Raw genomic sequence first — 24,124 nt, 5'->3', positions numbered from 1 at the left:
TTGAAAAAACATGCATTTTTATTGGAATGTTGAGGATAGAAAGGAGTTTATCATCTATATACAGTAAGTGATGGACTCCTTTTTCTTATGAAGTGGATGTTTTCAGCGGTCTTACAGGCTGTTTTTATCCTGCTTAGTGCTTTTAATTAGTAGGAGAGGAAGGAAAATCCACTGATTAAAGTTCTATTTTACTTCCAGTAGTGGAAGGGAAGTAAGCCTGAATTATAAAAACAAGCACATCTTTACAGCACGCATCACAAATAGCCGTGTATCATTTATTTTTTTATGGGATATACGGCTATTTTATTTTCTGCATGCGGTTTGGATGTTTTTGGACCACGGCATGTATTAATTTAATATCTCTGAGTTGCGATGGATGTCGAAGTTCGGTAGATCCGTCAGTAACTTCACGAGGGACTGATAGAAATTCAAATTTCTGAGATTGATAAGTATGTCCTAGTAGATATCTTTTCAGAATACGAATGAACGAAATATGACTTCTGATTTTAAAGAAGTTTGGATTATATTTTAAATATTAAAATATGGATAAATAATGAATAGCCTTTTTTAGGACGATATATTTAAGTTTGAATATAAGGATTTTAAAACGTTAAAAATAAATGTAATTTCTTATTGATTATCATTATCATTGTAACTATAATAGTTACATGTAAATGGATATGAATTTTTATATTAACTTGCAACTAACAACCAGAATGGAGATGTAGGGTATGAAAAAAATGATTATAGCTAGTGCACTAGGATTTGCAGCATTGGCAGGTACAAATTTACAAGGATTAGAAGTAACAAAAGTGAGTGCCGCAGTTCAAGAAGTTTATTCTATAATTGAAGGGAAAGTAATTGAAGTAAGTAATGATTCTTTTGTTGTAGAAACTAAACAAGGTGATCAATCTGTAACGGTACATTATGATTTTCAGTCAGATGTAAAAGTCGGCGAATATGTAAGAGTCATGAGCGATGGACCAATGTTACAAAATGCATTTCACATTTTTGTTACAGCAGCTTCTATTGAGCATATTACACTAGTGCCGGGTGTTTATAAAGATTTTGTAGTCGGAGATGTGACTAACGTATACCCTCTAGATTCTGATGGAAATGCAGGTGTAGATGTTGAATTTCCGACAGAAGAAGGGGAAACGGACCTTGTTTTCGTTTCATTAACTGAAGGTCAATCATTCCAAGTACATGATATTGTTCAAGTTGAAAAGGGCTGGTTTAAAACATATCCAGCATCTACCTATGATGGGATTGAAAAAGTAAAATCCAAGATCGATTATGCAAAAAAACAAGTAGATATAAATTCGTGGGTATGGTCTTAATTTAAAGTTGTTTTCAAAGTCGGCAATATAAGTCTATTGCTCTATCAGGAATTTAATTGTTTGAATGTGAATTTCGATTCAGAAATAAAACAATTTCTTCTTGTTTGTAATTTCATTCAAAAAGATAAATGATTAGGGGAATATTTATGTTCCTGATTAATCTTTTATTAGGTCGGCTAAAGGTGTGGTTATACATATTTCATATACTGACTGAGATAAAAGAAAGAATATCACATGCAAAAATACTTACATTGTGTAAGTTGAAGGATAGAAAATATGAAAAATGGAAGAGAATTTTGTTAAAGATTCTCTATACTAGGAGGTACCTAATGGTTACAACAGATACAATTCAAATGTTAGAAGATAAAATTCAATTCATACATCGAGATGGAAAAGCGATTTATCTAGTCGGCCCAATTCAATTACCAATTAATTTATATGGAGAAACTAAAATTTTTCAATGGTATTCTTGGTTACAATGTCATGAGACGACGAATGGCGTAGAAGGGATTATGGAGAAACTACCATCTATTCACTTAGCCGATATGCAACAATCTAGCGTACTCGTGTATGGTGATTTTGAAGATGCTGAAGATGCATTGATTCGTATGCATAGTATTTGTCACACAGGTGATATCTTTGGCAGTAAACGTTGTGATTGTGGATTCCAATTAAAACAGTCTTTAAAGATGATTACAGAACATGGTGCGGGTGCTCTATTTTATTTAGCCAATCATGAAGGAAGAGGAATTGGTTTATTTAGTAAAGCGATGACTTATATCCTGCAAGAAAATGGGCTAGATACAGTAGAAGCTAATTTAAGTTTAGGTTTTGCAGATGACGTTCGAAATTACGATGACACAATTGAGGTGTTAAAGACACTACGCTCAAAGCCTGTAAAGCTTATTACAAATAATCCAAGAAAATTAGAGGCGCTACAAAAAGCCGGATTAAATGTTACGAGTCGTGAACCGTTATGGGGTGATGTCTCAGAATTTAATGAGAAATATTTGCAAACGAAGATTCAGCGTTCTGGCCATTTTGAAGGGGGACACTTACATGGGTGAGCATGAATTTTATATGAAGTTGGCACTTGAAAATGCTAAAGCAATGAAGGGACAAACTACTCCAAATCCACTGGTTGGATCTGTAATTGTAAATGAGAATCGAATTGTAGGAATTGGAGCACATATGAAGGCTGGAGAACCTCATGCTGAAATACATGCGATACGTATGGCCGGAGAGCAGGCTCGTGGTGGTACCATCTATGTAACTTTAGAGCCTTGTTCTCATCATGGAAGAACAGGTCCCTGTGCAGAAGCAATTGTACGAGCAGGAATCAAGAGAGTAGTGGTTGCAACACTTGATCCTAATCCACTTGTCTCTGGACGTGGAATTAAGATTTTGCAAGATGCTGGTATTGAAGTATTTGTAGGAGTTTGTGAAGAAGAATCACAAAAAATGAACGAAGTATTTAATAAATATATTATGACAAAGCGCCCTTTTGTTACGATTAAGTCTGCAGTTACATTAGATGGGAAAATTGCTACTTCTACATCGGATAGTAAGTGGATCACATCTGAAGAGGCTAGACAGGAAGTACATCAAATACGGAATGAAAATGCGGCTATTTTAGTAGGAGCAAATACGGTACAAAAAGATAATCCGTCATTGACAACACGCATTCCAAATGGACGCAATCCAATTCGAGTAATATTGGATTCTACATTACGTATTCCAATGGAATCTAAAGTTATTACGGATGGTGAAGCCCCTACGTGGATTTTTACAACAAATAATCACGCCGTAGCCAAAAAGCAGTCATTAGAAAATGCGGGGGTAAAAGTGTTTGTTACTAGTGGAAAAAAGCATATAAACTTACATGAAATGCTAGATGTTTTAGGACAAAAAGGAGTTTCATCTTTACTAATTGAAGGCGGTGGAGAGGTGAATGCTTCGTTTTTTGAAAATAAATTAATGGATAAACTTGTCTTATATTTTGCCCCTAAAGTTATTGGAGGTAGGATGGCACCTAGCTTTGTAGAGGGTACTGGCGTTACTAAAATGCAAGAGGCACTTGAATTTAAAGATATAACATTCACTCAGGTTGGAAAAGACTATAAATTTACTGGTTATCCAGTATATCATATAGATGGTGAATAACGAGAAGATATATTCAATTATGTTTTTAAATATATGAAGCGAGGAAAAGAGTGATGAAGGATGAAATTTGGATTTGATATTGATGATACGTTGATTGACTTAAGACAGCACGCTTTTCATTTATATAATAAAAAATTAAACAAAGAAGTAGGATTGGATGTATTTCATTCTTTAAAAACAATTGAAATACATGAAGCGTTTGACATGAATTCGGAGGAAGGTAGTCAGATGTGGAACAGTCTGCTTCATGAAATTTATTATACTTCCTGTTCACCGTTTCCGTATGCAGTAGAGACATTGCAAGAATTAGAAAGACAGGGGCATGAAGTATATTATATAACTGCGCGGCCTAAAGAGCATGGAGAGCAAACAAAAAAATGGCTAATGGACAATGGGTTTCCGGTACATGAAGATCGCTTTTACTATGGAATGAAAGACGAAGAAAAAGTACAAATCATACAAGAAATAGGATTAGACTATTTCTTTGACGATAAGCCGGCTGTTTTAGAAACTTTAATAGGAAAATCGATTAAAGTATATGTAAAAAATGCTTCTTACAATCAACATGTAAATATCCCGCGTATTACAAGTTGGATAGAGTTAGAGGATATCATAAAGAAAGATATATATGTATCTAATTGAGTCAAGAGTGTATGAAGCCTTACATGTCTTAAGGGAAAGGTATATGCAACATATCTTTCCTTCTTTTTTGAAATGATTCTAGAGAGGCATGGCTTATATTTTGTAGAGTAATGTGCTATGAGTACTGTTAATAGGGAGCGAATAGAAATATGAAAAACAGAAAAAACATTTTAAAATCAGCCTTATACGCGAGTATATTCTTTATGTCAATGATGGGTTCTCCTAGTGTTACGGCATTTGCAGATATTTCGGATGAGAAACTTGAAAATTGGCCAAAATGGATGCAAGCAATACCAGATGATACACCACTAGCCCAAATATCCATTCCAGGAACACATGATAGTGGAACATTTAGATTGCAAGATCCAGTCAAACAAGTATGGGGAATGACACAAGAACATGATTTTCGTTATCAAATGAATCACGGGGCAAGAATTTTTGATATTAGGGGACGTTTAACAGATGACAATACAATTGTTCTTCATCATGGACCAATATATTTGTATGTAACACTCCAACAGTTTATTAATGAAGCAAAAAACTTTTTAGAAGAGAATCCAAGCGAAACAATTATTATGTCCTTAAAAAAGGAGTATGATGATATGGACGGCGCTCAGGATACATTTGTTAATACATTCGAAAAAAAATATTTTGAGGATCCTATTTTTTTGAAAACAGAAGGAAATATCAAACTTGGAGATGCACGTGGGAAAATAGTATTAGTGAGAAGGTATGTTGGTAGTAAGATGACTGGAGGGTATCAGAATTTTTATTGGCCTGATAACAAACAATTTAACTCCGCTATCACTTATAATTTAAATGTAACGGTACAAGATAAATATAATGTTGGGTATGACGAAAAAATAGAATCTATTAAAAGCATGATCGACCAAGCTAACGAAAATTCTCAAAATGTAAATCGTATTTATATAAACTTTATTAGTTTGTCTTCTGGTGGTACAGCATGGAGTAGTCCATATTATTACGCCTCTTATCTAAATCCAGAAGTTGCACAGTATATAAAGCAAAAAGATCCCAAAAGAGTAGGATGGATTATTCAAGATTATCTTGGAGATAAATGGTCACCAGCACTTTACCGAGAAATCATAAAAACGAACAAGTCACTTTAAAATGAATGAATTCAGTAGAATTTTGATTAAGAATTTCTATCTTAACTTTAGTTTACTTTCTATATATGAAGAAACCAAAAGGCTCCGTAGATGAAGCGGAGCCTTTTGGTTAGGAAATATTATATATGTTATTAAAAATACTGATAGATTTGGTTATCATGTTAAAGCATTAGGAATTTCGCACAATATTAGTTTGATATAGTTACGGATGAAAAGTAAAACTATTTTGATATAAATACATTTTTGTTATATAATATTTTCATAATAATTGATAAAAAACATTCGTTTTTATATTAAGGAGACATATAAGCCTTTATGAAAAATATAGATTTTATACTTGAAAGCGATGAAATGTTAAAGCCCTCTGAACGGCTCATATTGTTATTATTAGAAAAGCATAGGATGCTGTATACGAATGATTTATTGGCGTTATCTAATTTATCGTATAAAACATTAACAGATTCATTAACAGCACTTGTTGAAAAGTCATACGTATTAAAAGAGACAGGAAAAGGAAGAAGACAAAATTGTTATAGATTAATTTAAAAAAATGATTCATCTTATTTTTGATTGAAAACAAAAATAAGATTTTTCTTTTCATTTGAAATTTTTTGTTTTTTTAATTTAGGTATATAAAAACAAAAATGAATTCGAAAAATAATACAAAAGAATATGACTTTAAATAATTATGTTATGTAAACTGAAAAGAAGCTTTTCAATCTCTATCGAAATATAACGAAATATATTAAAGTATGTTGATGCAGAAATATGATCACAGCAAGAAATCATGGCAATTTTGCCCCTATTCGTTTTTTGCAAGTTTTTCATATATTATTTCATTTTTTATTTAGAAGAGCAGGCTAGATTGCATAAGGCACAATTTGACAAGTAAAGGACGAAGTAGCGTAAACTACAATTTTACAGCACAAAAAAATAAAATATTCAGCTGAAATATAGAGATGTCGTCGAAAGCTATCTGTAATTGATTGATTTATGAGATTTTTTTATAGAGGAGCTTGTTTTATACGAGGAGAATTTAAGATAATAGAAGCTCATATGGAAGGCAGTAAAATAAAATGGGTTAGGAGGATTTCAATGATGAGGAGACTCAAAAAGGTAAATGTTCCTAATACAATGCAACATCAATCGCAGCCTAACGAATATCGAGTTATAAATAAGAAAAAAATAAGGCGTTTTCTTCTCGCATTTCTATTTATTTTCTTCTCAACACTTTATGTACAATATATACTTACGAAGCAACAGGAAATGATTCAAAAGAAGCGTGTTACAGTTGAAAAGCAACAAAAACAACTCGTATCTTTGAAGAAGGATTCCAAGTATTTAGAGACAAAGGTTGAGAATTTAACGGATAATGAAGAAGAAATTTTGCAATTTGCAAGAAAAGAGTACCATTTTTCGAAGCCGGATGAAACAATTTTCATATTACCTAAATAATGATAGATAAAAAACAGTTAGCGCGAGCTGACTGTTTTTTTGGCTACTGTCGATGTATAGCAAGCTGTTACATATATAAGGAAGATTGAAGTTTCACAATTCACTTGTCTATAGAGTAGTATGAAGTGCGTTATAAATTATATTTTTTCTGAAGTTGGTCAGTTTGAATTGATCTTAAGATAAATATTGTAAAAATTCTGTTAATTATATATAATTTCAATAAGCGGACCCTTTTTAACGTATTTTCGAAAGAAGTCCCCTATCTTCAACGAATGTGAGGACGTAGCCCAATGGGTAGGTGGGAGATGAATTTCGGTTGGGGTTAGCCAAAGTCTTTGATCTAATCAGTATTAATATACGCTTATTAGCATTAGCATGAAAATAAAACTTTTGGATCAAGAGGGTTAGCTCGGTCAACTAATCGATGGATTCATAGTTCATACGCTTGTTAAGAAAACCGCTATCCTTGTATAAGAAAGGATGATACATGTGTACGCTTCTAACACGATTTACGTCGTAGGGGATGCAAAAGCGCCTCAAAACAATCCAATTACTGAAAAGTTTAAAAGTTATTTTGTAGCATTCGTGCTTGAAAGAGATACAGGAGAAATTATAGATGCAGATTGCTCCGCAACCATTGCATTAACTTCTCAGTTTGTAAAACATTTATTTTTACATAAAAATATAAACGATTCACATCTAGCTGATGAAATTAAAGGTCGTTATTTTGGCTCATCGCAAAAGGCGCTACTTGTAGCGTTAAAGGACGCACAGAAAAAATATAATCAGATTGCTGCTTTGTCTACTTCTTCATAGACAAAATCCAGCCGTAAGATGACTTTCTTATGGCTGGATTTTTTTATTGGACAAAAAGGAAAGGGTGGGAAAAGTGAACATTACAGATGTAAAGGTAAAGCGCCGATTGATTAAACTTCATACCCCGTTTAAAACAGCGCTGCGTACTGTAACAGAAATTGAAAGTATTGATGTTTTTCTCCATATAGACAATGGAATGGTAGGAAAAGGAGCCGCCGCTCCAACTCCGGTTATTACAGGTGATTTTGCAAGTGGAATGGAAGAAGCAATTTTAGGGCCGATTCGCTCTATTTTAATAGGAAAAGAGCTCGGGCAACTTCATTCCTTATTATCATATGTTCAAAAGAGTTGTATTGGAAATACGAGTGCGAAGGCAGCGGTAGATATTGCTTTATATGATGCGTATTGTCAATTTCATAACGTTCCGCTTTATGCCTTATTGGGTGGGAAGAAAGAAATTTATACAGATATTACGGTAAGTGTTGATGATCCTATATCGATGGCAAAAGAAGCGAAAAAACATGTGGAAAAAGGATTTCAAACGTTAAAGATTAAAGTTGGTCAATCTGCTCGGTTAGATTTAGAACGAATGGAGGCCATTAAAAATAGTGTACCAAAGGATATTGTGCTCCGATTGGATGCCAATCAAGGCTGGGAACCGAAAGAGGCTGTTTCCATTATTAAAGAAATGGAAAAGAGAAATTTAAATATTGAATTTATCGAACAGCCTGTTCACGCGAAAGATTGGGAAGGACTGAAATATGTAAAGAATCATGTATATATACCAATTATGGCTGATGAAAGTATTTTTTCAACGGAAGACGCATTAAAGCTTGTTCATGGACGTTATGTGGATTTAATCAACATTAAATTAATGAAATGCGGCGGAATACGCCAGGCATGGAAAATTGCTGATGTCGCAGAAGCGGCAGGTGTAAAATGTATGATTGGCAGCATGATGGAATCATCGCTTTCTGTAACAGCCGCAGCGCATGTAGCGGCTGCACATCCGAATATTCATTATGTTGATCTTGATGCGCCGTTATGGCTAATGGAAGAGCCAGAAGGAATAAGTTATAGCGGAGCGAAGGTAAACTTACAGTCTTAGGAGAGTTATTGTTTCAAAGAATGATAAACTAGCAAATGATTTTTTAAGGGGGATATATATGAAAAAACTGGGAACCACATTATTAACGAGTTTATTTCTCTTTTCGTCTTTCTCGGCAGTAAGTGCGGAAGAAAGGATAGGAAATACAGCTTTCATTGATGTTGCCGCTGCAACGCTATGGACTGGTCCGAATCTGCTTCGTCCCATTGATGAACCGAGCGCAAGCAATCCTGTGGATCTATGGAAATGGACGAAATCTATGACACTTGATGAAAAGCTTTGGTTAACAAATACAAATAAGCTGGAAACACAAACGTTATTAGGGCAGGAAGTAACCGTTGTTGAAAGGCAAGGAGAATGGGTGAAAGTCATTGTACATGGACAACCGACGCCAAGAAATGAACGAGGTTACCCAGGATGGATGCCAGAAAAACAGTTGACGTATCATCAAGAATTTGCGGATAAAAAGAATCACCCCTTTGTTTTAATCACAAAACCTACAGCCATCTTATATATCAATCCTTCCGGCAAAAACAAATCATTAGAGGTCAGTTATAATACGCGTTTGCCACTTGTAAGCGAAGATACCATTTCATATCGTGTTCTATTGCCAAATGGTCAAAAAGCTTGGTTACGTAAAAAAGATGGTACGGTATACAATTCACAAAATGATATACAGACGCCAACAGGGGACGATTTAGTGAACACAGGTAAATTATTTTTAGGATTGCCATATATATGGGCTGGTACAAGTGGATTTGGATTTGATTGCTCTGGATTTACACATACCATTTATCAATCACATGGTATTACCATTCCGCGTGATTCAGGCCCGCAGTCAAAAGCTGGCATGGCGGTAGAAAAAGAACAGTTACAAAAAGGGGATTTAATTTTCTTTGCTCATGATGGTGGAAAAGGAAACGTTCATCATGTAGGAATGTACATTGGGGATGGAAATATGATTCACTCTCCGAAAGCGGGAAGAACAGTTGAGATTATTCCGGTAGACACACCTGGATATATCGAAGAATATGCCGGAGCTCGACGTTATTTACCATAATAAAAAATGATAGGGGGATGGAAATGAATCAGGTCATTCGTATTTCATTCATTAGTGCGTTACTGGCTTCTTCCTTTTTAGTTGGTTGTAGTGCAGAACAATCAACGACGAATCCGAAAGAAGAGAAGAAAGTATTACAATTAACGGAAACAGGGGAAATTCCATCATTGAACTCGGGAAAAGTGACAGATGCAATTTCGTTTAACGTTTTAAATAATGTGATGGAAGGTCTATTTCGATTATCAAAAGATGATGAAGTCATTGCGGGAATGGCTCAAAATCATGAAGTGAGTCAAGATGGTAAAACATATACATTTCATTTGCGTGAAGCGAAATGGTCAAATGGAGACCTTGTCACAGCGCATGATTTTGTTTATGCATGGAAACAATTGATCAATCCAGAAACGGCTTCACAATATGCTTCCATTATGTATGATGTGAAAAATGCAGAAAAAATCAATAAAAAGCAATTAGGATTAGACGAACTAGGGGTAAAGGCAACAGATGATAAAACATTTGTTGTAGAATTAGAACATCCTGTGCCGTACTTTACAAAGTTACTTTGTTTGCCATCTTTTTATCCAATTCATGAAAAATATGCAAAGGAACAAGGAGAGAAATATGGTTTAGAAGCTGATAAAACCGTATATAATGGCCCGTTCACATTATCGGAGTGGAAACATGAAGCAAGTTTCACCATGAAAAAGAACAATCAATATTGGGATAAAAAAGAGGTAAAGCTAGATGAAGTCAACTATCAAATTGTAAAAGACATTTCAACTGTCGTGAATTTATATGAAACAAATAAAATTGATCGCGCTGTCATTTCAACAGAATTTGTTGATAAATATAAGAATAATAAAGAACTGAAACAATATACGGATCCTATTATGTATTTTTTCCGTTTTAATGAAAACGTACCGATTTTGAAAAATAAACATGCGCGCCTAGCATTAAGTATGGCTTTTGATAAAAAGGATCTTGCTACATCTTTTTTAAATGATGGATCAGAACCTGCTAATTACTATATTCCAAGTGGCTTCTTATTAGATTCAGATAATAAAGATTTTAGAGAAACGACGACAGAATTTAATAAAACGAATGTGAAACAGGCGAAAGAATATTGGGAAAAAGCAAAGCAAGAAACAGGAACAAATGAAGTTACGATAGAGATGTTAAACTACGATTTAGAAAACTTTAAAAAAGTTGGAGAGTACATTAAAGAGCAACTTGAAAAGAATCTTCCAGGTTTGACGATAAACGTAAAGTTACAACCTCATTCTCAAAAACTAGCATTAGAGAAAAAGAAAGAATATGAAATGTCATTATCGCGCTGGTTACCAGATTATCCAGATCCAATGACATATTTAGAGGTTTTTCTTTCTGAAAATGGAGTTAATAATACGGGATATGCAAATCCAGAGTACGATGCATTACTGAAAAAGATAAAACTAGAGTTAGGAAATGATGAACAGGCGCGCTGGAAAGCAATGCAAGATGCGGAAAAAATGTTGCTTGAAGACGCGGTCATTGCACCGGTATTTCAGCACGGATTATCGTATTTACAAAAGCCATACGTTCAAAATTTATACGTACATCAATTTGGACCAGCAACAACCTTAAAATGGACCGATAGTAAAAAGTAAAGATTGTGATTTGAAGAGCAGACTTCGTTTTATACGATAGTCTGTTTTTATTTATAGATATACTTTCTCATTGCAGTGATGAAGGGATTAGTATGGTATAATTTACTAATCTATCAGATAAAAGGGGAAATATACTTATGAGGAAGGATATAGAAACAAAGAGGCTATATATGAGACAACCAAGCATAGGAAATCGGGATGAGTTCTATGAAATCGTCAAACAAGAGGAAGTAGGTAAGTGGCTAGCAGTTGCAAGGGGAATGTTACGAGAAGAAGCTGAGCAGTATATCGATCAACTCATTTCACATTGGAAGCAGAATGGATTTGGTGTATGGTTTCTATTTCATAAAATAAGCGGAGAATTACTTGGTCATTGCGGATTAAGATGCATAGATGGAACAGAAGAGGTAGAGATCATGTATTTGCTTAACCCGAAGTTTTGGGGGAAAGGTTATGCGACTGAAGCAGCTTATGCAACCATTCAATATGCAATTTATGATTTGAAGCTTACTACATTTAAGGCAAGAATTAAAACTGAGAATATGAAGTCAAGAAATTTGTTAGAAAAGATAGGGTTTACGTATACGCATGATAGGAGGAAGAATGAGGATACATTATTACACTTTGAGTATAAATATGTAGATTAGTGATAAATATTTTTCGGCCTAGTATATGTGTATGAAGTTGTGTTCAGAAAAAAATAGGACTGGTAATAAGCTGATTTTTGTCAAAATTTTGATAGAAACAGTTTAAAATGGGGGATTCAGATGGAGAAGTTATCACAAAAAATTATCAATTGGATTCAAATAGAGGATAAACAAGTTGTGATTGGTATTGCAGGACATGGTGCTGCGGGAAAAACGACATTTGCGAATAAGCTGAAAGAGCAATTTATGCCAAAGGAAGTAAACTATATGAATACAGACCCATATATTGTGAGTTCGAGTATTCGAAAGCACGCAATCATTCATTATACATATGGAAATAAAGAGCATCATTATAAAATGACAGCTTGTCATCCAGCTGCGCATCATTTGGAGTCTTTAGAAAGAGATGTTCAAATGGTTCAAGATGGATTGGATTTTTATACCATTGATACGCATGATATGAAACGGGAATTAATTTTTTCGAAACGTAAAGTGACGATTGTAGAAGGAATGAGTGTTGCGTTCCTTAATCCCGATTTATTTGATTTGAAAATTTACTTTTATACGGATGGAGAAACAGAATTCATGAGAAGGTCGAGTCGGGATGTTGTAGAAAGAGGAATGGACATTGAATATTTAAGGCAATCTCATGAGGAGCGTCGCATTCAGTATGAAGTATTCATGCACCCGTATCATGAGCGATTTGATGTGATTATTAAAAATTCCGCTGAAGGATTTTGCATAGAAAAAAATACATTTGTAATATGAATGGAAAATAGGAGCAATTCTGCTCCTATTTTTGTATGGTCTTTATAAAGAGCTAGAAGAACGTATCATAAATACATAACGGTTCACATAACAATGATGGCAGATTGAGTACAATTGTTGTGTACAGATTTGATTCATATTGAAGATAGACAATGTAGTCATCATGTTATTTGTTAGCTTTGTATTACGATAAAAAATTATTGGTTGTTATTTTGTCTTTCATCTTGTTCTCGTTGTTCAGAAGGTTCCTCGGTTGGATCTGGTTCTTGTTCATCCTTCACGTTATTGCAACCAAATAATAATCCTGAAGATATAACAGTAGCCATTAAAGCAAATAAATATTTTTTCTTTTTCATGGAATCGTCCCTCCTTTTTAGTGTACTACTATTAATGTTTCCTCAGGGATTTAAGACTATGTAAGTTTTTTATTAAAATGATTTTTTTGAAATATATGTTTGTCACAATGATGAGAGAAGGGCGTTATGATAGAGTGAATGAATTATTTTTGGAAAAGAAGAGTAATGGTTAAAGTTTGATTTGAGAATACAGATGTTTTTTCATTTACATTTGAATAAGTTTTTGCTATACATAGAAGCAGAGGCGTATATCTTACCCCTCTGCTTACGGTTTTACATCTAAGTTTTGTAAAAATAATGTTGCGGAAACGTATCGTTTTGCTAACATTTGTACATATGCAGTATGTACAGAAAGCGTCGCGATAATAATGGCGTTACGAATTGCTTCGCGCTGTTCATTGTTGATTTGGTCAAATTGGCTGGCAATTTGATCGGCTTTCTCTTTTACTATATTTTCAATTGTATGGATTGTGTCAGTTGCGTTTAATTGTAAACAGTTTCCTTGATTCAACTCTTCAAATAAGGAAGAGTACGCAACATATAAATGAACGGGATTAATTAAATCATCGCTGCGGTCTGCCGGATCATTGACAATGAGTCTAAGCAGTTTCCGAATGGATTCAAAATCAAGTGCTGTTTTTAAATCTTCGACAATGAAAAGTAAAGCAGCTTGCTCAATGGAGTATTTTTTTCCCTTTTGCGGTGATCCAATCATTTCTTTTATATCGCGTTTTACCCAGTTTTGCATTGCGGTTACAGAAAAGCTGGTATTTTCAATTTGATTACCAAGTGCAACGATTTCATTTAAAGAAAAGCCAACATCGGTATCTTCTATTTTTATCAACTTTTCGAAAATAGGTGAAAGTGCGGTTGTGATAAAAGCAGTCACGCTTTGTCCGCTTTCAATATCTTTTTTATGTGATTTTGCCCAAGCTTCTTGTAATATGCTAAGAGGCTTTTTTGTGTTCCATCCTCTTAAAGAAAGGAGGAGTGTTGCCATTTCGTTTCGTGTGAGATGAAATGTTTCCATCTTTTCACCTCCAAAATTATAAAAGTTCTTATGACCTTATAATATGTGTTGTTTTATGTAAAGTCAATTCCATTTTGCTTCATTTTTCCTTTGTTCTCCAAAATATTAATACGTAAATAACTTGCTTATTTTAATAAAAGTTCATATAATAAGTTCATAAGAACTCTTTATATGAGTTTAAAAATAAATCTATCATTCTTATTTCTAAGAAAGATAGATTTCACATATATCTATAGTAAAAGGAGAATGGATATACTATGTTGAAAAAACTCATTTCAGTAATGACTGCATTCATGGTGATCTTTGGAGCTAGCAGTTTTGTTTTTGTAGATCATGCAGCAGCGAAAAGTTACAAATCTGGTAAAAAGTCATTTACACCAAGTTCTGGACAAAAGTCAAAAGTGAATTTAAACAAAAAAGATTCTAACGTAAATTCACAAAAGACAAATCCAGATACAAAAACGAAAGCTACAAATACAGCGCCAAAAAGTAATAAAGGAAGCTTTATGAAAGGGTTATTACTTGGTGGTTTAGGTGGTCTATTAATGGGAAGCCTATTCTCAAATATGGGAGCATTTGGTTCTATATTGGCGTTCATGGTAAATATGTTAGTAATGGCTGGTATCGTGATGTTGGCGATTCGAGCATTTAAATATTTTAAAGATCAGCGCAAGAAACAAGCGGAGGAAACAGCATGGAGACGTTAAAGATTTCTGAACAGGAGCTGATTAATGCACTGTGTGTATACATTGCTGAAAAAAGACAAGTTGCTCCTGAAGCTGTTTTAGTTGAACTGATGTATGATGATGACTATGGATTCTCCGCTGAAGTAGAAGTAAACGGTCGTCAGCAAATTTTAATCCAAGCGAATTTAATTGAGGCGCTTCGTCTATGGCTAGATCGAGAGTACAATCTCAATCCTTACGCAGCAAGATTACAGCTTGAATTAGATGATGAAGAAGGTATTATCGCGTTGGCGAGTGTTAATCATTCGGATAACTAGAGTAAAAAGCTGTTGAGAGCAATCTCAACAGCTTTTTTAGTATGCACAATTTGCAATCTATTTCTGCTTAAAATATAAGAAGGAGTGTTATTACGTTTCATTCGTATAAAAAGGGATGAGAGATTAAATAAAGATATTTGAGAATATTGGTAATGCTTGTTGATGGCGCTGTACATTTTAGTTCAAGAGTATTTAAAGTGTTTATTTATATTATAAAGGTTGATCAACTTTTGTTTATTTGAGAAAGTTTCATTTCGGTTCTATGGACAAGTTCCCTTCGTTTATACTTGATGTAGAGAAGATGACTAGGCAACTTAAGCAGAGTTATTTTCGTTTATGGATAGGGAGGGAACAGCGTAATGAAAAAGAAAAAATGGCAAAGTGTGAAGAAAGTTATTCTCAGTTGTGGGGTTGTGCTGACAGGAGCGGTAACATTTGGTTTTGCAGAAAAGGCGTCTGCACATGGGTATGTGGAATCACCTTCCAGTCGTTCGTATTTATGCAGCAAAGGTGTAAATGTAAATTGTGGTCCAATTCAATATGAACCGCAAAGTGTAGAAGGAGTAGGGGGATTTCCGCAATCAGGTCCAGTTGATGGACAAATTGCGGGTGCTGGACATTTCCCGAATTTAGACGTTCAAACCGCTGATCGATGGAAAAAAGTGACGATTCAAGGGGGAAAGAATGAATTCAAGTGGAAGTTAACTGCTCCGCATAGTACAAAAGAGTGGAAATATTATATAACGAAAAAAGATTGGGACCCTAATAAGCCATTGTCACGTTCTCAATTAGATTTCATACCATTTTATGTGAAAAATGATGGAGGAGTAAGACCAGGAGCAACAGTAACACACGAAGCAAATGTACCAACTGATCGCAGTGGATATCATCTTATTTTAGCTGTTTGGGAAATTGCAGATACAGGGAATGCCTTTTATCAAGTAATCGATGTAAATCTTGTCAATAATGGCGTTACGTCTATCATGCACAATGCTTCACACGATAATTAAATCAAATAAAGAAAGGTCATTTTTGTATAGAATGACCTTTCTTTACATGCTAAATGGAACGAACGATAAATTTAGGAAAGAGATTGAACGAAAGAATCGAGTACGCTATTAAAATAGTCCGCTTCTTCTAAAAATGGACAATGGCAGCTATTTTCAAAAATAACAAGTTTGGAATTTGGAATATGTTTTTGAAGATGTTCTCCCGCAGCGACCGGAATTAATTTCTCTTCTCTTCCAAAACAAAGTAAAGTAGGCTTTGTAATCGTCTGTAATTCTTTTCGGTAATCAACAACAGATTGATCAAATAAAATGGCACTTGCGATAGATGCAGGAATTTTTGTAACTTCCTCAAGCATCCAGGATAACTCCTCAGTAGAAAGCGTTTCTTTAAACATAAGTGGCAGAAATCCTTTTAAAAAGTCTGTTTGATTTATTTGAATCTCTCTCATAAAATGAATCAGTGTTGGAAAATCAAAGGCACCTAAAGGGAAATCAGGCCATTTGAAATCTGATGCAAGCTCATCTACAATGACTAGGCCTTGTATATTTTCTTCTCCAAATTGTTTTATATATTCCCATACGACGAATGCTCCCATTGACCAACCAACTAAAATGACATCCTTTAGTGCTAAAGAGTGAATAAAGTTATGTAAGTCACAAGCATAATTTGCAATTGTATGCCCGGTTTCTATATGCGCTGAGCGTCCGTGACTACGTAAATCAATTGAAATTGCTCGGTATGTATCGCGAAAATAAGGAATTTGTTTATGGAAAAAGCGGCTGCTCATCCAAACCCCATGAATAAAGAGAATAGGTTTTCCATTTCCTTGATCTTCATAGTACAATTCTACATCATTTTTAAGTTTTATAATGGGCATGTTTGGAACCCTCCTTTAAATTCATCATTTCCTATCACTTTATTACACATTTGATTCTGTTTTTCCTCTTATTCGGAAAAATTGTAGTATTTTTATTTGAAAAGAAGAGAAACTTGATTTTATTTATAAAAAAATCTGCTTAAAATATTGTCATATTTGCTTCTTTAAGATATCCTTTTGATGAAGAGGTGGAAATCATGGAAAAAGTACTAGTTTTCGGGCATAAAAACCCAGATACAGATGCAATTTGTTCTGCAATTGCTTATGCAGAACTAAAAAAAGAATTAGGAATGAATGCTGAGCCTGTACGTTTAGGTGAGATCAGCGGTGAAACTCAATTTGCGTTAGATTATTTTAAAGTAGAAGGACCGCGTTTTGTTGAGACAGTAGCAAACGAAGTGGACAACGTTATTTTAGTTGACCATAACGAACGTCAACAAAGTGCTAACGATATCGAATCTGTTCGTGTGTTAGAAGTTATCGATCATCATCGTATTGCTAACTTTGAAACGAGCGATCCTTTATACTATCGTTGTGAGCCAGTTGGTTGTACAGCTACAATCTTAAACAAAATGTACAAAGAAAATGGCGTTGCAATTCGTAAAGAAGTTGCAGGTTTAATGTTATCTGCAATTATCTCAGATTCTTTACTATTTAAATCACCAACTTGCACAGAACAAGACGTAGCTGCAGCTCGTGAATTAGCTGAAATCGCTGGCGTTGATGCAGAAAGCTACGGCTTAGAAATGTTAAAAGCTGGTGCAGATTTAAGCGGTAAAACAATGGAGCAATTAATCTCTCTTGACGCAAAAGAATTCCAAATGGGTAACGCGAAAGTTGAAATTGCACAAGTAAACGCTGTTGATACAAACGACGTTCTTGTACACCAAGCAGAATTAGAAAAAGTTATTTCTGCAGTAGTAGAAGAAAAAGGATTAGATTTATTCTTATTCGTTGTAACAGATATCTTAACAAACGATTCTGTCGGTCTTGCGATCGGTAAAGCAGCAAACGCTGTTGAAAAAGCATACAACGTAACGTTAGAAAACAACACAGCTACTTTAAAAGGTGTTGTATCTCGTAAAAAACAAATTGTTCCTGTATTAACAGAAACATTCCAAGCTCTATAATAGTAGGGATGGATGAAAAGAAGGACAAGTAACCTATGGTTTGCTTGTCCTTTTTATACATAACCTTTCTTTGTAAACTGTCGATTGTGACAGTTTTTTTTGATGAAGGAAAAGTGTTATGATTGAAATATCGAAAGAGATATAAGGTGAGGTAGCAGTTAATGATGAATCGATTATGTATTATCCCGTGTGGGAAAAAGAAAATTTGGGATAAGTATCCAAGTCAAGGTCCAACAGAAGCGAAAGATGTTTATATTAGCCCGTTTGGAAAAGCGTGTCAGACATATGCGGCAATGTTTTTTAAGGATTGGGTAATCTTATCAGCAAAGCATGGATTTTTAAGACCAAATGACATTGTAACAGAAAACTATGATCTTGCTTTTGACTCGAAAAGTGATGAGATTATTAGTATAGAACAACTCAAAAAACAGATGGCGGATAAAGGGTTGCTAGAATTTGATGAAATTGTTCTACTAGCGGGGAAGAAACATAAAAAAGTAGTCACAAAACTATATCCGGAAAATAGGATTACATATCCATTAGCAGGATGCAAAGGGATTGGATATATGCTTCAGAAATTGAAAGGTGCTGTTGAAAAGGGAGAAGAGATTTAGTGTTTTTTCTTTTACGGTTTGGTTGGTCACAAAACTGATTATATTTTTATTGGATTTGAGTCAATATTTTGGACATAAAAAAGTTAAAATTAAGCTACTTTTTTAGCTAGATTTTCTATTATTTGAGGAGGTATAAAATGACTAATATTAAACTAGAACCATTAAACAAGTATCACGCAGAGAAGTTATTTTCAGTTTTAAAAGATGAAAAAATATATACCTATATCCCTGGAAATCCTCCTGAAAGTGTAGGGAAATTGTCTGCAAAATTCAAAAGGTTGGCAGAAGATGCACCAACCCATCTTTCGTAAATTTGGTTAAATTTTGTAATCTATAATTAAAATTTAAAGGAATATATTGGTACAGTTCAAGCGACTATTTATAGTAAAGATTTAAAAGCTTGGGTGGCCTATATTTTACCCTCTAAGTATTGGGGAAGGGGATTGCACAACAAGCAGTAAAAGAGATGATTAATATGTTAATTTCTAATTATAAGTTAAAAATGGTTTATGCGTATATTGATACAAGGAACATGAAATCAATTAGATTAGTAGAAAGGTTAGGATTTAAGAAAATTGGTTTTGAAAAGGACGCGGATTTTTTCAATGGTTCTAACAGTGACGAATATATATATGCGATGAACATAGAAGAATGGAATAAATAAACAGATGTATTTATTGTTGAGGATTTTGGGATTGAAATTGGCAACAAAGCATTCTTGTTAAATAATACATAAATATTTTTCATTATAAGAAGTTAAAATTGAAAATTAAACGTTTGAAACATAAAAATATGAGGGGAATAATAGTATATATTTATAACTCTTCTAGAAGTGGAGAGCTTTATTACCGTCTTTTTTTAGTTGATATAATAGGCGTTTTTTATTATTGAATTTTTTATCAAGCAGGATATGCCAATTTATATAATTGACTTTTTATAACATGCAAAATATAATTCATATATGAAATATATTTTGCATCTCAGAGAAATAAAAAGATATATAGGATAGTTATAAACCCCCCATACATATTATTTGGCATAAAAATATCAATATTTATATCTACATATTGTCTAGTATAGACCTCATTCTCTGAAGAAAGGGTGTTTTCTATGCAAATAGCGGCAAGGGAGTTATACAGTGTTATTAGAGATGTTTACCATCAATTACAGTACAACCTTGAAACAGAATTAGAACAGTTTGACATTAGCACTGTACAATTTGGAGTAATGCAAATATTATCTGATACTGAAAAGGCTTCTATGTCGGATTTGAAGCAGAAAATTGGATGTGCTCCAAGTAATGTGACAACTATGATTCAAAGAATGAAAAGAGATGGTTTTGTAGCAACTACTAAAAATCCGTCCGATCAAAGAGAGACTTTAGTGTATTTAACTGAAAAAGGAAAAGAAACGAAAGATAAGGTAGCTATTCAATACAAAGCATTTCTTGAAGAAAACTTTTCTTATTTTAATGAAGAAAGCTTTCGTTCTTTATTTGAAATTCTCAATGACTATAAGCTGCATTTAGCGCATGTCAAAAAGGGATAAACAAAAAAATGTAACAAGTAGTTACATTTTTTGTTTGAGATATATTTCATATATGAAGTAATTTGGTTATTTATTTCATATATGAAATAAATATATTGAAAAGGAGAGATTAACATGAATGACAAAGGAATAAAACCTATGTTATTTACATTGGCAATTGCAGCATTTTTTATTGGAATGGATTCTTTAGTAGTATCACCATTGATTCCTGATATTGCAAAGGCGACCGTAACACCAATTGAAAAGGGAGGATGGCTTATTACCTCTTATGCTTTATTTTACGGACTAACAGCACCGTTATTTGGTCCGATTTCAGATAAAATTGGGCGGAAACAAATGATTGTAACAGGAATGTTTATTTTTTCAATCGGTACCTTTTGTACAGGATTGACACAAGATTTTAATGTAATTTTAGCATTTCGAGCTTTAACTGGCTTTTCAGGAGCAATGGTTATGCCGAGTATTTTTGCATTAATAGGAGATAAAATCCCTTATAAAACGCGTGGAATGGCAATGGGGATGATAATGGGAGCAATGGTTGGATCTACTGTATTAGGTGTACCAATCGGTGCATTTTTAACTGCAATTAGGAATTGGCAATGGACATTTTATGGTATAGGAATACTAGCACTTTTAGTTACATTTATTGCACTTGGTGCATTGCCGAAAACACCAGCAACAAATCAAATACCGGTATCAGCACCAATTGCAATGGTTTCGGCTATTAAAGCAGCATTTACAAATTCATCTGTGTTTTTTGCATTATTATCTACATTCTTGTGGACAATTGGATTACAAGGTATGTTCTCATACATAGGTGTATATTACAAAGAAAATTTTGATTATAGCGTTGGAAAAATTGGGATAGTAATTTTTCTTGCAGGTGCTGGTAGCATTATTGGTAATGTAATTGGTGGGAAACTATCTGATAAAGTTGGTAAAAAAGCCGTCGTATCGATTGTAGCTGTGATTGCAGCAATAGGTGTTATTAGTTTTTCATTATTAACGAATTATGCTGTACTTGCAATTATTGTTCACGTTTTATGGAGCACGTCAATTGGTTTAGGTCAATCATCGTTAACAGCTTTAATATCGGAGCTAAGCCCAAAAATTAGAGGAACAGTAATGGCATTGAATAGTTCTGCAATGTATATTGGGATGATGTTTGCATCGGCGGGTGCTTCATGGTTGTTGGTTGGCGGAAAAACATTTTTAACAATAGGTATATTATGTGCAATTGCTAGTTTTCTAGTCTTACCAATAGTTCATTACTTGATCAAGGAAAGTCCTGTTTCAGAGCTGAATGAAAAGTTACATAGAGTTGAATAAAAAAGAAATTTGCTATTACACGTAAGGTTGAATTATCTGATAATTATTTCTCAATATAAATCAGGAATTAAATAGGATCTTTAGTTGGATTGTTTATGGTAAAATTTAGATAATATTCTTAAAAAAGGAGGTCTCGTATGGGAATAAAGACTATCGCCGACAAAGGATATGATTTATTAGATGAATGGTACCAGAAAATGCTTTCTCAACAATTAGATAAAGCAATGGTTCTAAAAAAAGAAATAGATGATAAATTTAGTAATAGGAAGAAGCATACAGATTCTTTTATTTATTACTCATTATTAAACTTTAGATATCAGATGTTAACCGGCGATTTCGAAAAGGGTCTTGAAGGATTTGACTACATAAAAGATATGCCAGATTGCTTTTTGAAATATTATTATCATTTCTTTCATTTTATTTATCACACTGAAACTGGAAACTATAATTGTGCAGAATACCATCGGGAAATCGCAGCTAATCTACTAGATATGATGCCAAATGAAGCTGAAACAGCGGAGTACCATTATCGGATTGCGCTATACCATTATTATTTATCACAACCAACATTGGCGATTCATTACGCTACAAAGGCTCTTGAGTATTTTTCAGAGTATGAAGGATATAAAGCAAAGGTGGGAGCTTGTCAAAACACCTTAGGTATGGCTTGTATTACTCTACAACAATATGAAATGGCGGAGGAATACTTAGTATCAGCTTTGAATATCTTTGAACATGAAAATGAATTGAGAGCAGCTTTAACTGTCCGATATAATTTAGGAGTATTTTATGCCGATCAAAATCTTTCAGAATTAGCAATACGACATCTTACAGATGTATTTAGAGAGTTTGGTCAACCGAGAGCACCTTATCAGAAAAAGGGAATTCACGTGTTGGCTAAAGAGCATTTTAAATTAGGAAACTTCAAAGAAGCAAATTTTTATATTGAAGAAGGCTTTAAAGATTGTACAACAGAATATAAATATCATTTTACAATTTTAAAAACTATGCTTGATAATGAACCCATTGAAAAGCTAGAAAAAATTATGTTAGATTCTATTTCTTTCTTTAAAGAGCAAGATTTATGGAATGAAATACAAAAATATTCAGAGATTTTAGCTGTTAAATGGTACAATATGGGTGAGAAAGATAAAGCATCTGATTATTATCATATGGGTTACGAAGCTAGAAATTTATTAAAAGAAAAGGGGCGTTTAAAATGAAAAAGATTAAAATTACATTGTTAGGTTTAATGAGTGTTGTAGTAGTATCATTTGGTTTAAATAGTCCTATTACAAAAGATAATGCTTCTTCTGAGTTAAAGTATGAAACAATGTTGTACGTGTCAGAGCCTGGCGGTGGGATTTAATTAAATAGTAAATGCATTTACCCTCACAAGTATTTGAATCGCTATAAAATCACATAGTATTAGATGGTGAGAAAAAGCAACTCTAAAAATCTAGAGTTGCTTTTTTATATCATTTTAGAAAATGAATCTTTTGCTGGGAAGAAAGAAGGTGAAATGTCATTGCAAACATTGCGAGTGATATTAAAGAATTCATATGATGAAGGTGAATTGCTTGTACATAAAAAAGAGGGGAGAAAACGTTCCCCTCTTGCTTATGAGAGAATCGTTTATCCCGCTATTTTAGGGCAGTAAGACTCCCACCTCAAGATTCAGAAAGAAACAAGGAAGATAGGTGGGAGTAGGGCTGCCCGTAACAGCCCGATTGGTGAGGGCTCATAATCAGTGGGGGATGAAGAAAACCCCCACTGATTAAAGTTTCACTTTATGACATACTAGAATATATTATCTATCATGTATGACTTGTTTCATAAGCTGTCTAATCTCTTTAACTGGTGGCTTTTTATCATATAGATCAATGTGTGAAAAATAGTAATTTAAATTTCTAACGAGGCCTTTTCCTACTTTTGCGCTTAGGAAAGGGAATACTTGTCCTGTATAGTCGTCGAGTGATTTACAATAATATTTTTCATCTAAGTAAATGCTATATTTACAAGTTAATTCTACGAGCAGATTTCCTTCAGAATCATAGACTTCTTTCGATTCTAAAATATCTATTAGCGCGAATCTATCATTTAAATAAACTCTTTTTTTCTTCTCTAGCTTATTAGAAAGAATAAAAGCGAGACCTATGGCGTTAATCAATCTGTTTCCTCCCAAAAAAATATAAAAAGATATTAATAAAATATATGGTTATACGTTAAATGTAAAGGAGAAAATGAAAGTATGAAAAGGTTAATAAGTCATGTTGGAAAGAATAAAAAAAAGGAGACGTATGAAAAAGAAGATTCGTAGCTATATAGAAATAGATGCAAGAAATCTCAAAAAAGTCAAAGAGACCTACTTCCCGCATGATAGGTCTCTTTAACTAGATAATGTTGATGAGTCATAACTCATCTGGAGTACTTTTATCATAACAAATTGAA

General features: G+C 33.7%; 28 protein-coding genes and 1 pseudogene. 25 read left to right on the top strand and 4 right to left on the bottom strand.

Features of this window, described 5'->3' with window-relative positions; translation table 11 throughout:
• The first annotated feature begins 731 nt into the window (after positions 1-731).
• The 13 genes and pseudogenes from MR058_RS06320 to MR058_RS06260 all read left to right on the top strand — a co-directional run bounded on the left by MR058_RS06320 (position 732) and on the right by MR058_RS06260 (position 12,775).
• Entirely contained in the window at positions 732-1,340 is a 609-nt protein-coding gene (locus tag MR058_RS06320) for a hypothetical protein (RefSeq protein ID WP_242143159.1), read from the top strand.
• A 329-nt stretch (positions 1,341-1,669) separates the two neighbouring features.
• The gene (locus tag MR058_RS06315) at positions 1,670-2,407 is read left to right on the top strand and encodes a GTP cyclohydrolase II (protein WP_242143158.1); all 738 of its coding nucleotides are present in this window, start codon (positions 1,670-1,672) and stop codon (positions 2,405-2,407) included.
• Positions 2,400-3,503, top strand: coding sequence for a bifunctional diaminohydroxyphosphoribosylaminopyrimidine deaminase/5-amino-6-(5-phosphoribosylamino)uracil reductase RibD (ribD, locus tag MR058_RS06310; protein WP_242143157.1), 1,104 nt, complete (start codon positions 2,400-2,402; stop codon positions 3,501-3,503). The genes MR058_RS06315 and ribD overlap by 8 nt, the downstream gene beginning before the upstream one ends.
• Positions 3,504-3,563: 60 nt before the next feature.
• A complete protein-coding gene (locus MR058_RS06305; protein ID WP_242143156.1) occupies positions 3,564-4,145 on the top strand; it encodes a 5' nucleotidase, NT5C type in 582 nt (193 codons plus the stop codon).
• A 254-nt stretch (positions 4,146-4,399) separates the two neighbouring features.
• Positions 4,400-5,275 (top strand): annotated as a pseudogene (locus MR058_RS06300) (phosphatidylinositol-specific phospholipase C domain-containing protein); the annotation flags it as partial.
• Positions 5,276-5,590: 315 nt separating this feature from the next.
• A complete protein-coding gene (locus tag MR058_RS06295; protein WP_242143154.1) occupies positions 5,591-5,821 on the top strand; it encodes a hypothetical protein in 231 nt (76 codons plus the stop codon).
• 552 nt (positions 5,822-6,373) lie between these two features.
• Positions 6,374-6,730, top strand: a complete 357-nt coding sequence (locus MR058_RS06290; protein WP_242143153.1) for an FtsB family cell division protein — start codon at positions 6,374-6,376, stop codon at positions 6,728-6,730.
• Between the two features lie 489 nt (positions 6,731-7,219).
• Positions 7,220-7,546, top strand: coding sequence for a DUF3870 domain-containing protein (locus MR058_RS06285; protein WP_242143152.1), 327 nt, complete (start codon positions 7,220-7,222; stop codon positions 7,544-7,546).
• Between the two features lie 73 nt (positions 7,547-7,619).
• On the top strand, positions 7,620-8,654 hold the full coding sequence (locus MR058_RS06280; RefSeq protein ID WP_242143151.1) for a dipeptide epimerase: 1,035 nt from the start codon (positions 7,620-7,622) through the stop codon (positions 8,652-8,654).
• Between the two features lie 58 nt (positions 8,655-8,712).
• Positions 8,713-9,714 carry a C40 family peptidase gene (locus MR058_RS06275; RefSeq protein WP_242143150.1) on the top strand — a complete coding sequence of 334 codons (1,002 nt, stop codon included), beginning with the start codon at positions 8,713-8,715 and terminating at the stop codon, positions 9,712-9,714.
• A 23-nt stretch (positions 9,715-9,737) separates the two neighbouring features.
• Positions 9,738-11,360: a peptide ABC transporter substrate-binding protein gene (locus MR058_RS06270; protein WP_242143149.1), complete on the top strand. Its 1,623-nt coding sequence runs from the start codon at positions 9,738-9,740 to the stop codon at positions 11,358-11,360.
• A gap of 170 nt (positions 11,361-11,530) precedes the next feature.
• Positions 11,531-12,007 carry a GNAT family N-acetyltransferase gene (locus tag MR058_RS06265; RefSeq protein WP_242143148.1) on the top strand — a complete coding sequence of 159 codons (477 nt, stop codon included), beginning with the start codon at positions 11,531-11,533 and terminating at the stop codon, positions 12,005-12,007.
• Positions 12,008-12,127: 120 nt separating this feature from the next.
• Positions 12,128-12,775 carry a uridine kinase family protein gene (locus MR058_RS06260; protein ID WP_242143147.1) on the top strand — a complete coding sequence of 216 codons (648 nt, stop codon included), beginning with the start codon at positions 12,128-12,130 and terminating at the stop codon, positions 12,773-12,775.
• A gap of 197 nt (positions 12,776-12,972) precedes the next feature.
• Here MR058_RS06260 and MR058_RS06255 read toward each other — a convergent pair whose 3' ends face one another.
• Positions 12,973-13,131: a hypothetical protein gene (locus MR058_RS06255; RefSeq protein WP_012094410.1), complete on the bottom strand. Its 159-nt coding sequence runs from the start codon at positions 13,129-13,131 to the stop codon at positions 12,973-12,975.
• A gap of 265 nt (positions 13,132-13,396) precedes the next feature.
• Positions 13,397-14,161 carry a DUF1836 domain-containing protein gene (locus tag MR058_RS06250; protein ID WP_242143146.1) on the bottom strand — a complete coding sequence of 255 codons (765 nt, stop codon included), beginning with the start codon at positions 14,159-14,161 and terminating at the stop codon, positions 13,397-13,399.
• Between the two features lie 257 nt (positions 14,162-14,418).
• Here MR058_RS06250 and MR058_RS06245 point away from each other — a divergent pair, with 257 nt between their 5' ends.
• The 3 genes from MR058_RS06245 to MR058_RS06235 all read left to right on the top strand — a co-directional run bounded on the left by MR058_RS06245 (position 14,419) and on the right by MR058_RS06235 (position 16,174).
• Positions 14,419-14,868: a hypothetical protein gene (locus tag MR058_RS06245; protein ID WP_242143145.1), complete on the top strand. Its 450-nt coding sequence runs from the start codon at positions 14,419-14,421 to the stop codon at positions 14,866-14,868.
• The gene (locus tag MR058_RS06240; protein WP_242143144.1) at positions 14,856-15,164 is read left to right on the top strand and encodes a YxcD family protein; all 309 of its coding nucleotides are present in this window, start codon (positions 14,856-14,858) and stop codon (positions 15,162-15,164) included. The genes MR058_RS06245 and MR058_RS06240 overlap by 13 nt, the downstream gene beginning before the upstream one ends.
• Positions 15,165-15,523: 359 nt before the next feature.
• The gene (locus MR058_RS06235) at positions 15,524-16,174 is read left to right on the top strand and encodes a lytic polysaccharide monooxygenase (protein ID WP_242143143.1); all 651 of its coding nucleotides are present in this window, start codon (positions 15,524-15,526) and stop codon (positions 16,172-16,174) included.
• A gap of 71 nt (positions 16,175-16,245) precedes the next feature.
• Here the strand turns inward: MR058_RS06235 and MR058_RS06230 are convergent, their stop codons facing one another.
• Positions 16,246-17,052 carry an alpha/beta fold hydrolase gene (locus tag MR058_RS06230; RefSeq protein WP_242143142.1) on the bottom strand — a complete coding sequence of 269 codons (807 nt, stop codon included), beginning with the start codon at positions 17,050-17,052 and terminating at the stop codon, positions 16,246-16,248.
• A 197-nt stretch (positions 17,053-17,249) separates the two neighbouring features.
• Here MR058_RS06230 and ppaC point away from each other — a divergent pair, with 197 nt between their 5' ends.
• From ppaC to MR058_RS06185, 9 genes are all read left to right on the top strand, one after another.
• Positions 17,250-18,182 carry a manganese-dependent inorganic pyrophosphatase gene (gene ppaC, locus MR058_RS06225; RefSeq protein ID WP_242143141.1) on the top strand — a complete coding sequence of 311 codons (933 nt, stop codon included), beginning with the start codon at positions 17,250-17,252 and terminating at the stop codon, positions 18,180-18,182.
• Positions 18,183-18,346: 164 nt separating this feature from the next.
• Positions 18,347-18,796, top strand: a complete 450-nt coding sequence (locus tag MR058_RS06220; protein ID WP_242143140.1) for a DUF6884 domain-containing protein — start codon at positions 18,347-18,349, stop codon at positions 18,794-18,796.
• Between the two features lie 137 nt (positions 18,797-18,933).
• On the top strand, positions 18,934-19,107 hold the full coding sequence (locus MR058_RS06215) for a hypothetical protein (RefSeq protein WP_242143139.1): 174 nt from the start codon (positions 18,934-18,936) through the stop codon (positions 19,105-19,107).
• 119 nt (positions 19,108-19,226) lie between these two features.
• A complete protein-coding gene (locus MR058_RS06210; RefSeq protein ID WP_242143138.1) occupies positions 19,227-19,460 on the top strand; it encodes a GNAT family N-acetyltransferase in 234 nt (77 codons plus the stop codon).
• Positions 19,461-19,906: 446 nt separating this feature from the next.
• Complete coding sequence (locus tag MR058_RS06205) at positions 19,907-20,344, top strand: MarR family winged helix-turn-helix transcriptional regulator (protein ID WP_242143137.1); 438 nt, start codon at positions 19,907-19,909, stop codon at positions 20,342-20,344.
• Positions 20,345-20,458: 114 nt separating this feature from the next.
• Entirely contained in the window at positions 20,459-21,673 is a 1,215-nt protein-coding gene (locus MR058_RS06200) for an MFS transporter (RefSeq protein WP_242143136.1), read from the top strand.
• Between the two features lie 137 nt (positions 21,674-21,810).
• Entirely contained in the window at positions 21,811-22,896 is a 1,086-nt protein-coding gene (locus MR058_RS06195) for a response regulator aspartate phosphatase (protein ID WP_242143135.1), read from the top strand.
• Complete coding sequence (locus MR058_RS06190) at positions 22,893-23,042, top strand: Phr family secreted Rap phosphatase inhibitor (RefSeq protein WP_242143134.1); 150 nt, start codon at positions 22,893-22,895, stop codon at positions 23,040-23,042. Before MR058_RS06195 ends, MR058_RS06190 begins: the two co-directional genes overlap by 4 nt.
• Before the next feature lie 66 nt (positions 23,043-23,108).
• Positions 23,109-23,333: a hypothetical protein gene (locus tag MR058_RS06185; RefSeq protein WP_242143133.1), complete on the top strand. Its 225-nt coding sequence runs from the start codon at positions 23,109-23,111 to the stop codon at positions 23,331-23,333.
• Between the two features lie 150 nt (positions 23,334-23,483).
• Here MR058_RS06185 and MR058_RS06180 read toward each other — a convergent pair whose 3' ends face one another.
• Positions 23,484-23,843, bottom strand: a complete 360-nt coding sequence (locus MR058_RS06180; protein ID WP_242143132.1) for a cytoplasmic protein — start codon at positions 23,841-23,843, stop codon at positions 23,484-23,486.
• Positions 23,844-24,124: the final 281 nt, after the last annotated feature.

Source organism: Bacillus cereus group sp. BfR-BA-01430 (genome assembly GCF_022663115.1).
Lineage (GTDB): Bacteria > Bacillota > Bacilli > Bacillales > Bacillaceae_G > Bacillus_A > Bacillus_A cereus_BD.
This window is presented reverse-complemented; position numbering and strand designations above follow the sequence as displayed.